12 protein-coding genes and 1 pseudogene are annotated in these 10,424 nt (G+C 47.9%); 8 read left to right on the top strand and 5 right to left on the bottom strand.

Annotation, left to right across the window (positions count from 1 at the left end; all coding sequences use genetic code 11):
* The 6 genes and pseudogenes from RW114_RS18435 to RW114_RS18460 all read left to right on the top strand — a co-directional run.
* A pseudogene (locus RW114_RS18435) lies at positions 1 to 125 on the top strand (IS1595 family transposase); the annotation flags it as partial.
* Between the two features lie 14 nt (positions 126 to 139).
* Complete coding sequence (locus RW114_RS18440; RefSeq protein ID WP_479687040.1) at positions 140 to 1,531, top strand: class I SAM-dependent DNA methyltransferase; 1,392 nt, start codon at positions 140 to 142, stop codon at positions 1,529 to 1,531.
* 31 nt (positions 1,532 to 1,562) lie between these two features.
* Entirely contained in the window at positions 1,563 to 1,985 is a 423-nt protein-coding gene (locus tag RW114_RS18445) for a hypothetical protein (protein ID WP_340124218.1), read from the top strand.
* A gap of 85 nt (positions 1,986 to 2,070) precedes the next feature.
* Positions 2,071 to 3,804 carry an SWIM zinc finger family protein gene (locus RW114_RS18450; RefSeq protein ID WP_340124219.1) on the top strand — a complete coding sequence of 578 codons (1,734 nt, stop codon included), beginning with the start codon at positions 2,071 to 2,073 and terminating at the stop codon, positions 3,802 to 3,804.
* A 122-nt stretch (positions 3,805 to 3,926) separates the two neighbouring features.
* Positions 3,927 to 4,760 carry a thymidylate synthase gene (gene thyA / locus RW114_RS18455; protein WP_340124220.1) on the top strand — a complete coding sequence of 278 codons (834 nt, stop codon included), beginning with the start codon at positions 3,927 to 3,929 and terminating at the stop codon, positions 4,758 to 4,760.
* A gap of 107 nt (positions 4,761 to 4,867) precedes the next feature.
* The gene (locus RW114_RS18460; RefSeq protein ID WP_340124221.1) at positions 4,868 to 5,482 is read left to right on the top strand and encodes an inorganic pyrophosphatase; all 615 of its coding nucleotides are present in this window, start codon (positions 4,868 to 4,870) and stop codon (positions 5,480 to 5,482) included.
* A 12-nt stretch (positions 5,483 to 5,494) separates the two neighbouring features.
* On the opposite strand, the gene RW114_RS18465 is transcribed toward RW114_RS18460, so the two are convergent.
* Both RW114_RS18465 and RW114_RS18470 read right to left on the bottom strand, forming a co-directional pair.
* Positions 5,495 to 6,514: an asparaginase gene (locus RW114_RS18465; protein ID WP_340124222.1), complete on the bottom strand. Its 1,020-nt coding sequence runs from the start codon at positions 6,512 to 6,514 to the stop codon at positions 5,495 to 5,497.
* A gap of 178 nt (positions 6,515 to 6,692) precedes the next feature.
* The gene (locus RW114_RS18470; RefSeq protein ID WP_340124223.1) at positions 6,693 to 7,082 is read right to left on the bottom strand and encodes a hypothetical protein; all 390 of its coding nucleotides are present in this window, start codon (positions 7,080 to 7,082) and stop codon (positions 6,693 to 6,695) included.
* 493 nt (positions 7,083 to 7,575) lie between these two features.
* Between RW114_RS18470 and RW114_RS18475 the strand changes: the two genes are divergently transcribed.
* Positions 7,576 to 8,052, top strand: a complete 477-nt coding sequence (locus tag RW114_RS18475; protein WP_340124224.1) for a MarR family winged helix-turn-helix transcriptional regulator — start codon at positions 7,576 to 7,578, stop codon at positions 8,050 to 8,052.
* A 115-nt stretch (positions 8,053 to 8,167) separates the two neighbouring features.
* On the top strand, positions 8,168 to 8,746 hold the full coding sequence (locus tag RW114_RS18480) for a tautomerase family protein (protein WP_340124225.1): 579 nt from the start codon (positions 8,168 to 8,170) through the stop codon (positions 8,744 to 8,746).
* A 182-nt stretch (positions 8,747 to 8,928) separates the two neighbouring features.
* Here the strand turns inward: RW114_RS18480 and RW114_RS18485 are convergent, their stop codons facing one another.
* The 3 genes from RW114_RS18485 to RW114_RS18495 all read right to left on the bottom strand — a co-directional run bounded on the left by RW114_RS18485 (position 8,929) and on the right by RW114_RS18495 (position 10,180).
* Entirely contained in the window at positions 8,929 to 9,216 is a 288-nt protein-coding gene (locus RW114_RS18485; protein ID WP_340124226.1) for a hypothetical protein, read from the bottom strand.
* Between the two features lie 86 nt (positions 9,217 to 9,302).
* Positions 9,303 to 9,650, bottom strand: coding sequence for a Spy/CpxP family protein refolding chaperone (locus RW114_RS18490; RefSeq protein WP_340124227.1), 348 nt, complete (start codon positions 9,648 to 9,650; stop codon positions 9,303 to 9,305).
* A 137-nt stretch (positions 9,651 to 9,787) separates the two neighbouring features.
* A complete protein-coding gene (locus RW114_RS18495; protein ID WP_340124228.1) occupies positions 9,788 to 10,180 on the bottom strand; it encodes a winged helix-turn-helix domain-containing protein in 393 nt (130 codons plus the stop codon).
* Between the last annotated feature and the right edge of the window lie 244 nt (positions 10,181 to 10,424).

A 10,424-nucleotide genomic window follows, 5' to 3' on the forward strand; every position in this document is an offset into this window, starting at 1 on the left:
TAGCTACCAAATACTTGCCAAACTACCTGGGCTGGCGACGGGCTTTTGAACAACACTGCCAACTCACGCCGGAAACCCTACTCAATGCTGCTCTGGGGAATTTTCAATATTTAACGATGACATAGCCTTTGTTAAAGCCATTTGCGATGTGATGCGTCGTTCCAATTGCGCCAGCGCCTTGCAGTATGTACCGGAATTAACCTGGATTCTGTTTTTGCGCATTCTGGATGCGCAAGAGCAAAAGGCGCGGGAAGAAGCCGAAGCTTTGGGCAACGACTATGCACCGGCCTTGACTGCGCCGTACCGTTGGCAGGATTGGGCCGCGCCGTTTGCCGATAAAGATGATACGGAAGAACAGGCTATCGGCTGGAAGCGCAAGGAACTGTACGCGGCGGGCGACGGCAAGCTGTTCGAGTTTATCAATAACGAGCTGCTGCCGCATTTGCACAGTCTGGATGTCGATCCTAACACCCAGTTGCCCAATAGCAATGCCAGCCGTAAACAGCGAGTGATTGGCCGGATTATGACGGCGGTGGAAAAAGTGCGGGTCGATAGCGAAACCAATCTGCGCGATATTCTCGACAAGGTGCATGAAATCCATATCGATCATATAGACGACACCCACTTTTTTACATTGTCACAAGTCTATGAAGATTTGCTGCTAAAAATGGGCGAGAAAAACTCCGACGGCGGCCAGTTTTTTACGCCGCGCGAGGTAATTCGGGGCATGGTGCATATTCTTAATCCGCAAGCCGGGGAAACGGTTTACGATCCTTGTTGCGGCACCGGCGGGTTTTTGGCGGTGGCGTTTGAGCATATCAACCGGAACCTGGGCAATGCGCCCGCCGCTACGACGTTGGATGTTCTGAAACACGATACCTTTTTCGGCAGGGAAAAAGAGAACCTGGTTTTTCCTATCGCCTTAGCCAATTTGATTCTGCACGGCATAGATCAACCGAATTTGTGGCACGGCAATACGCTGACTAACCGGCCTACCTATGCCGGATTGTTTGAGCAAGCTCCGGCCACTTTCGATGTGATTCTGACCAATCCACCGTTTGGCGGCAAGGAAGGCACGGATGCGCAAAAGAATTACAGTTTTGAAACCAGCTCGACTCAGGTTTTGTTTTTGCAACATATTCTAGCCGACCTGAAAATGCCGATGGACGGCAAAGCAGGCGGGCGTTGCGGCATTGTGCTGGATGAAGGCTTGTTGTTTCGCACCAATGAAAGCGCTTTTGTCGAGACTAAGCGCAAGCTGGTCGATGAATGCGATTTGTGGTGTATCGTTAGTTTGCCCGGCGGTGTGTTTTCAACGGCGGGGGCCGGTGTTAAAACCAATTTGCTGTTTTTTACCAAGGGCAAGAAAACCGAACGCATTTGGTATTACGATTTGTCGCAAATTAAAGTCGGCAAGAAAACACCTACGACGTTGGCGTATTTCGGCTTTGATAAGCAAGGCGACATTTTAGATAATGCCGATTTGCCGAGGCCATTAACCGCTGGCTGGCTGGCTGGAACAGGAGGATAACCAGGGTAAGCCCTTTCCTTCGATAGCAAGGTTGCTTGCTAAACACGGGACGTCCGAAGCGGATAGCGATTTTTCCTGGACGGTAGACTTTGCCGCCCGCCGTGCAAAGGCTCAAGCGGATATGCTGCCGTTTCTGGAAGAAGTTAAAAATCTCACCGAAGCATTGCTGCCGCTGAAAGAAGATTTGAAAGCACTGAAAAAGGATAAGGCTGACAAGGAAAAAATATCGGCTGTTGAAGAAGCGATTAAAGCCAAGGAAAAAGCCGTCCGCGAAGCGCAAACCAAGGCGACTGATATTGATGCGGCGGTTTATGATTTGAAAGCCGTTAATCCCAATGTGAAGGCGATTGTTGATACCCGCACCGTGTTGGAGATTATCGACAATATCAATCTGCAAGGGCAAATTGCGGCGACGGCGATGAATAATTTGCGGGGTTTGTTGGCGGAGGAGTAATGCCGTATAAATTTAAAATATAACGCAGATGGTTTTTTGGTTAGCTTGCTAATCGGCACCCGGAATAACAATTTGAGAATTGACCATGCTTGATAAACTAATTACTGAGAAAAATCTCGAAAACTTGGCCGGTGAGACGGCTTTTCAACGCGGCGAAGCCTATTTTTCCGTTGGCTCGGTGGGACCGCTTCGCGATACCGGCGACAAAATCAGCGCCCGCGTTGAAGGCACGGAAACCTATCGGGTCGAGTTGTGGGACGATGATGGCAGTCTCGGCTACGACTGCACTTGTCCGCGTGCGGCGGAAGGTTATTTCTGCAAGCATTGTGTGGCGCTGGGCTTAGCTTGGCTTTCCGGGCGGAAAGAATCCGGCGGTGCTGTCTCCGCTAAAGAACAACGCCGCGATCCGTGGCGCGATATCCGGGATTATTTGAACACACAAACGCCGGAAGTATTGGTTGAGTTGTTATTGGACACCGCCGAGCGCGATGATCGCTTATATCAATCCTTATTGTTCAAGGCTGAGCGCGCCGTAGCGGGAACTGACGTAGTCAATGTCTTCCGTAAAGCGATAGATCAGGCAACACGCATCCACGGCTTTATCGACTGGCGGGAATCCGGCGACTTTGCGTCTAATCTCGATCAAGTCGTGGAATTGCTGGAAGAATTGCTTGCGCCGGACAGCGCCGAGCTGTTGATCGAGCTGGCCGAATACGCCATCAAACGCTTGGAAGACTCTTTGGAACAGATCGATGATTCAAACGGTGAGGTTGGGGATATCGTGGCAACACTCGGCGATTTGCATCTTCGTGCCTGCGAGTTGGCAAAGCCTGAGCCGCAAGCACTCGCAGAACGACTGTTTCACTTAGAAATGAAACCGTCTTTCGAAATTTGCAGTTTCGATGCTTCGACTTATCGAGATGCGCTTGGCGAGGAAGGTGTTCAGCGTTATCGGGAGTTGGCCGAAGCCGAGTGGGCCAAGATCAAGCCACGGCATAGCAACGACGCTTATGACTCGCGTCGCTCCCGGCTCACATACCTCATGGAATCGCTGGCTCGGGAGAGCGGCGATGTGGAAGAACTGGTAGCGATCAAGTCGCGCGATTTGTCGTTGCCTTACCACTATCTGGCAATCGCCGAAATATGGACCAAAGCCGGGCAGGACGATAAGGCGCTGGATTGGGCTGAACGCGGGCTGCAAGCTTTCCCCAACGCGAAGGATAACCGGCTGCGGGACTTTCTGGTGGCGGCCTATCTGCAACGCCAGCGCAACGATGAAGCTTTGCAATTGACTTGGGTGCAGTTCGAGGAACGGGCGTCGCTGGAACAATATAAAAAACTGCATAGCGTTGCCGGGCAACTTGGCGTTTGGCCCGAACAGCGTCAGCGCGCTTTGGCGCGGGTTGCTGAAGTCATTACCGATCAAGCCGCTTTTACAACCCGCTGGAAACCGAAACCCTCAATACCCGATTATTCCCTGCGGGCAGAAATCGCTTTGTGGGAGAATGATCTCGATGCCGCCTGGACGGCACTACATGCAGGCAATTGCAATCAGGGGCTGATGATAGCGTTGGCCGGTAAATTGGAATCGACGCGTCCGAATGATGCTCTCATCCTTTATAAGCGAATAATCCCGTCCATTGTCGATCAAACCAACAATGTGGCTTATGCCGATGCGGCAAAGCTGATTCGTAAGGTTGGGGAAATAATGAATGCCCAAAAGCGCAATCGTGAGTTCGGCGATTATTTGGCCGAGTTGCGCGTCCGCTTTAAACCCAAGCGGAACTTCATCAAACTTCTGAATGAAATGAGTTACTAACAATTAAAAGGCTATGTCGTTATCATGTTGCTTGCCGGCGTAGACAAACCCTGCACTCCCGTATGCCATAGTTTCAAAATGTCCGTCAATTTTGTTAAAAAAAACCGATAGTCAAATAACGAATGAAGCCATATTTAGAATTACTCGATAAAATTATCACCGAAGGCAGCCTGAAAGGCGACAGAACCGGTAGCGGCACGCTGTCTATTTTCGGTCATCAGATGCGCTTTCCGCTGGCGGAAGGCTTTCCATTGGTGACAACAAAAAAAATACATTTAAAATCAATTATTTATGAATTGCTTTGGTTTTTAAAAGGCGAGACTAACCTGAATTTTTTGCATCAGCATAATGTCAACATCTGGAATGAATGGGCGGATCAAAACGGCGATTTAGGCCCCGTGTACGGCCATCAATGGCGCTCATGGCCGACAGCCGACGGTCGGCATATCGACCAGATTCAGCAAGTGATCGAACAGCTTAAAACAACGCCCAACAGCCGCCGGATTATCGTTTCCGCCTGGAATGTCGCGGATTTGCCGGATGAAAGCATCAGCCCGCAGCAGAATGTGGCGCTAGGAAAAATGGCTTTATCTCCCTGTCATGCGTTTTTTCAGTTCTATGTGGCCGATGGCAAGCTGTCCTGTCAGCTCTATCAGCGCAGCTGCGACACGTTTTTGGGTTTGCCGTTCAATATAGCCAGTTATGCCTTATTGACGCACATGGTCGCTCAGCAGTGCGATTTGGCCGTGGGCGATTTTGTCTGGACGGGTGGCGACGTGCACCTTTACCTGAATCATCAGCAGCAGGCTAACTTGCAATTGAGCCGCAAGCCTTATGCATTGCCGACATTAACCATAAAACGCAGGCCGGAATCGATATTCGATTATCACTATGAAGATTTTGAAATCGTCGATTACCAGACGTACGACCATATCAAGGCGCCGATTTCTGTTTAATGAGGCACGGATTTATAGGTGCAAGGTTTTTTCGCCTTTTGCCTTTCGTCTTTTTTATCGGTTTAATTTTTTAACCGGTTATTTTTAAGGAAAATTAACTCTCACCTATGAATATACAATACAAAGCGCACCCCTGGCACGGCATCAGTCCGGGCAACCATACGCCGGACATCGTTACGGCCTTCATCGAGATAGTCCCGTCGGATACCGTCAAATACGAAATCGATAAAGAAACCGGCTATCTTAAAATCGACCGACCGCAAAAGTTTTCCAATACCGTGCCTACGTTGTACGGGTTTATTCCGCAAACCTATTGCGCAGACAGGGTTGCCGAATATGCCGCAATAAAATCCGGTAAAACGGTTGCCAAGGGCGATGGCGACCCGCTGGATATTTGCGTTTTGAGTGAACGCAGTGTGACGCATGGCGACATTCTTTTACAGGCGATACCGATCGGCGGTTTTCGTTTGTTGGATGGCGGCGAAGCCGACGACAAGATTATTGCGGTCATGAAAGGTGACGAGTTTTATCGGCAATGGAATGACGTATCAGACTGTCCGGAGTCTTATATCAACCGGCTGAAACATTATTTTCTGACCTATAAGCAGCTGCCTAGCGAAAAGAGCTCCTGCGAAATAACCAATGTTTACGGACGGGAAGAAGCGCATGAAGTGATCAGGCGAGCCATGGAAGATTATCAGCACCATTTTATTGCTGAGTGAGCTATTACTGTTTTAGCAGAGGTGTTCACCGGCAATATCTTCGATCATAAAAGCCATGATTTCCTGCTTATCATTAAAATTGCCGTAAGCCAGCAGCAGTTTCACATAAGCGGCTTCAATCGACATATTCCAGATGATTTCAGCGCCTTGTTCGATTAACGCCCGGGTGCTTTGGTAAGCGTCCGCTGATTTAATCGCCGGAGCCAGATAAACGCTGATGCCTTGTTGTTTGCAGCGTTCGATAAATGCGACTAACGAATAGTTTTCGCCCCATTGCAAGGATGCGCAGGCGGTGCCGGAGTGATATAAATCATGCAAAACGGCATCGACATTTTCCAGGTTAAAATTGGCATAATCCAGCCCGGGATAGGGTTTTATCATCAAGATGCGCTCGGAAAAATCGGCTTTTAACGGCGTATTATGGGGTAGCGATTTTTTTGCTGGCGGATTCAATAATGAAAACTGCCGGTTTTCAAAATGCAGGTAACTCTTAGCCTGAACGCTGAAAAAATCGCCGCTTAACTGTAAGGAACAGGTCAGGCGAGTGCCTTGATGCACTTGGGTCGTTTGCTGTTGGTTTCGATAGGGAACAAAAACTCCGGGGCGGTTTATTTGCAGGATAAATTCAACCGCACAGATAAAGTTTTCAACTCCGTTGGCTTGGGGATGATCCAGCGGATAATCGCTGGCAACCAGCAGCATCGGAATCCGGGTGGCATGAAAATAAAAGCTCAACGCGCAAGCCGTATAAGCCAAGGTATCGGTGCCGTGAGTCATGATGATGCCGTCGTATTGCTCGGGCCGGGCGGCTTCTATGGCGGTAATGATGGATGTCCATGCGCAGGGCGCAAGGTTCTCGCTTAAAACCTGCAGGGGCTGGATGGTGTCGAAATGGATTTTCCGGTAATTTTCGTCATGCTGTTGAAACAGCTGAATCAATTTGAATGATGCGCTGTCTGCTGTATTGATGGTGCCGTCAGTGGCAACAGAACCGATAGTTCCGCCGGTAAATACAACCAGTATGTTTTTCATAAACTTATTATTCTGTAGTGAATTATTGATATTAATCAGAATATTATAGTAATTTTTACGAAAACCAAATAGCGGTATGAAAGACGGTAAAAAAACCCTTACTCGAAAACTCGAATAAGGGTTTGGTTTGCAGCGTCGTTTAAAGTGGTTTGCCAAACGGCGCCGCTACCTTTAAAGCTTAGTGATTCGCGGCATAAAGCTGTTGAATTTCTTTATACCGGTTTGCCGCATCAGTTAACGATTCTTTAGCGGCTTCCAGTTCGTTATTTTTGACCGCTGTACGCGCTTGCTTCAACACATTGCTGGCTTGGTTGCGTTTTAGGTCAAGCACGTTATTAGCAATATCTTTTTGCAATTGGCGGGCATCGCTGATCATTTCCGCCACAACTTCGTTGTCAGCGCCATTGTTCAGCGCAGCAATGGTCTCATCGACTTTAGCCATGGTATTTTCGATAGCCGCTTTAACATTTTCATAAGATGGATTTGCTACCGCAGAAGCCGTTGATGAGATAGCCGCCATAGATATGGCCATGACAGAAGAAAGCAGAATTTTTTTGAATGTGTTCATGGGGTAAGCCTCACAATTGATAAATAAAGTATTTCTACGTAACGATTAATGAGCCTGAATAAGAAAGATTCAAGTCAATCGCTAGGTATGGCTATAGTTTAGCGGATTTGGTTCTGATTAGTACTATTATTTGTTCTAATAGGAACTATTTTTTTATAGGCGCTGCTTTTTATCTGGATTTCCTAAGGGCGTTTATAAAACTACTATTTATTTATCAATTAGTTATGAACTTGTCAGTGATCATGATTCACCTGTTTAATGGATGGTGGATACTATTCGACTTGAGTCGAAGGGTCGGCAAGTCTTGCCGAAAATGACTGAATCCCCCTAAATTATCCGATCAATGAACCCATGGATTGGTCATCTGAAGGTTAAAATGGTCTGCCCGCGATCATGCATTTAACGAGCTGCTTCAAATAATATTAAAAACCTTGAGGTTAATTCTCGTTAGGGCTATTATTTGGTACTAATTAAAACAATTAATATTGACACTATGGACTCCGCATCAACATTTCCGACTGCTCTACGAGAGTTATTACGCACACACCAGACTTTCTTATCTTATGCAGCCAGTCATGTTCACACCCTGGATCTGACGCTGCCGCAATTCGATATTATCATCACCTTAGGCACTACGGCCGGTATGAACTTCAAGATACTGGGTGAGAAAACCTTAATTACTAAAGGCACGTTGACCGGCGTAATCAGCCGGTTGGAGGATAAAGGACTGGTTCAACGTGTTGCCTCGGAAACGGACGGCCGCAGTCAGATTGTACAACTAACGGAGGCGGGAAAGGCCTTATACCAACGCACTTTTCCCGAGCATCTGGCATTCATTTATCGGATATTTAATGATTATTCCCCAGAAGATATCGCGACTCTTGAAGCCACTCTGCTGCGGTTGCGCAAAGCGGTAATCGCAGCACGCAGCGATGAGAGCGAACGGCTTGTTGAAGAAACTGATCAGTAGACATTTGGTCTTCGGCCTCCCTTGGCCCCGCAATTAATTTATGAGTCGACACTTCGCTCGACTAATAGCAAGTTAACCGACCCATTAACAATATTCACCAGAACACAGGATTAGCATGCCACTCGTTAACATTTCGATACTTTCAGGCAAATCGCCCGAATACATTAAAGCGGTTGGTGACGGCATCAACTCAGCTGTCATTGAAACCATGGGTTTCCCACAGGATGACCGTTATCAGATTATTCATCAGCTCGATTCGGAGCAATTACAGCTTCAAGGCCGTGATGGTGACCGAGTGATGATGCATTTGGTGATGCGTGCTGGCCGCTCAAACGAATCAAAACAGGCGTTTTATAAAAAAGTGGTGGAAAATCTGGCGGTTAATCCAGGTATTCCGCCTGAAAATGTAATGATAACCCTCTCCGAAAACCATGATATTGATTGGTCTTTCCGTGATGGTGTAGCGCGGTTTATGGTTTATCCGGATGCCGACATTACAAAACATAAACAAACAACGGACACCGCAACGCTGCCATCCGCTACGCCAACTGTGACGACGACTTCCGGAACCCTAGTCGCCAAGACTTACGGGCAGCCAAAAGAACTTTTACTCCAGGACTACCTGATTGGCGTAGTCGTTCTTGCCCTGGTCGGTCTGGTCTTCTGGGGCATTCGGCAAAGCGGCAAGGAGTAATCAGTAGCGCGCATAACATTAATGTATTGCGCAAATCAGCGTCTTTAACCGTAGCCCGGATCCGGTACAACATCTGGGATGGCTGCGCTAAAAAGTATTGTCGACACGTAATAAGGTTCTCCGCGCCAATCGGCACATCGACAATGACATTGCTGCCACTGGATGGCCGATAAAAGAAACCGTCAGAAAAGAAATCTTCGGCGGGCATTAACAAAAGCTCGGTTATGTCTGCGAGGAAAATGATTGACCCGGTAACTGGGCTTGTAATAGTACCTGTAGGCGGGTGCCGGCCTATTGCGGCGGCTGTCGAAACGATGCCCAACCTGGGGTTTACGCAGAGGCGCGTTGTGCACACGGTTGATCTGGGCGTTCCGATGCGAAGACGGCCGGTTATCTGCCATGACGGTTTGTTGGCCGAATAACATCAGCACACCAACAAGGAGCATGATTTTGTGGTTTAGACTGTTCATAGTTATCTACCTCAAAAGATTTATCTGGGTGTTTAGCGGCTAAGTCCCTCCCTGGACAACAACAGCCGCTTCCAACCAAAGCGGGTTTACTTTTGGCTTTCGTTTTGTTTTTGGTTTTTCCTTTCCTCATGACGTTTTTGCCATTTTTCCTGGTGGTCTTTTTTTATGGCATCCAACTTGGTCATCTGCTCGGCAGTTAACACTTCCTGCATACGCAAACGGCTTTCCTGACGAAGCGCCTCACGTTTTTCCTGCTGTTCTTTGAAGATCACTTCCAATTTACTTTTTTGCTCGGCGTTTAAATCCAGCTGTTTGGCCAGACGTTCCACTTTATTGCCCTGGTGGCGGCCTCCGTCATGGCCGCCGGGAAATGCGGCTACAGTTAAAGGAAAGGCTAAGGCCAGTGCGATGATGGTGATGATTTTTTTGTTCATGTTAAGTCTCTCAATTGATTAAGGATCATCAAACGGCGTTTTTCCGTTTTCGAGATCTACTTTAACCACGAAAAGCGCAAACAATTTGGAGCAATTAAGGAAACAGTGTGCAAATTAACGCTTATCTATTCCTTGCCTTAGGCAGAATGATCGAGCTTCAACTGATCGCTATCCCGTTGCGGATCATAGCGATAACCGGCGCCATAGACCGAATGGATCAGCTCCTGGCCGGGTAACAGTTCGGCCAGTTTTTTTCTCAATTTTTTGATGTGACTGTCGATAGTGCGGTCCGAAACAATACGCTGATCCTGATATATCTGGTCCATCAATTTAGACCGGGAAAAGATGCGGCCGGGTTGCCGGTATAACACTTGCTGCAGTTGGAATTCCACTGAGGTCAGTTCGATTTCATGCCCTGCGGCCAATACCCGAAAACTGTTGGCATCCAGAGTTAACAATTGAACATGATGCTCATCATTATCCGCTTGGGGCTGCAATCGGCGCAGTACCGCCTTGACCCGCGCAACCATTTCGCGGGGACTGTAACTCGATGTTCAAGTTTTTAAGCTTAGAAATACAGCCGGAAAACGGGTAAGCTAATCAGTGTAAACTGCCACGTATTTCAACACCATGTTGATGTACGAGCCGGCACACTTTATAAAATCGTTTGTCACTGATTTAGATGCAGCCCTGGGAAAGCTAAAGTCCAATGCCAGGCTGACGCACCTACAAAAGACTTGGCTAGGATTTTGTTTAACGGGGATGTTACTGACC

Origin of the sequence: Methylobacter svalbardensis (assembly GCF_037671525.1) — a bacterium.
In the GTDB taxonomy this organism is placed as follows: Bacteria; Pseudomonadota; Gammaproteobacteria; order Methylococcales; family Methylomonadaceae; genus Methylobacter_A; species Methylobacter_A svalbardensis.

Bases quoted from the DNA above. Each gene is read 5' to 3' on its own strand.
- RW114_RS18495 (WP_340124228.1), bottom strand. From the start codon at position 10,180: ATGGTTGCGCGGGTCAAGGCGGTACTGCGCCGATTGCAGCCCCAAGCG.
- RW114_RS18460 (WP_340124221.1), top strand. From the start codon at position 4,868: ATGAATATACAATACAAAGCGCACCCCTGGCACGGCATCAGTCCGGGC.
- RW114_RS18465 (WP_340124222.1), bottom strand. From the start codon at position 6,514: ATGAAAAACATACTGGTTGTATTTACCGGCGGAACTATCGGTTCTGTT.
- thyA (WP_340124220.1), top strand. From the start codon at position 3,927: ATGAAGCCATATTTAGAATTACTCGATAAAATTATCACCGAAGGCAGC.
- RW114_RS18480 (WP_340124225.1), top strand. From the start codon at position 8,168: ATGCCACTCGTTAACATTTCGATACTTTCAGGCAAATCGCCCGAATAC.
- RW114_RS18470 (WP_340124223.1), bottom strand. From the start codon at position 7,082: ATGAACACATTCAAAAAAATTCTGCTTTCTTCTGTCATGGCCATATCT.
- RW114_RS18485 (WP_340124226.1), bottom strand. From the start codon at position 9,216: ATGAACAGTCTAAACCACAAAATCATGCTCCTTGTTGGTGTGCTGATG.
- RW114_RS18475 (WP_340124224.1), top strand. From the start codon at position 7,576: ATGGACTCCGCATCAACATTTCCGACTGCTCTACGAGAGTTATTACGC.
- RW114_RS18490 (WP_340124227.1), bottom strand. From the start codon at position 9,650: ATGAACAAAAAAATCATCACCATCATCGCACTGGCCTTAGCCTTTCCT.
- RW114_RS18450 (WP_340124219.1), top strand. From the start codon at position 2,071: ATGCTTGATAAACTAATTACTGAGAAAAATCTCGAAAACTTGGCCGGT.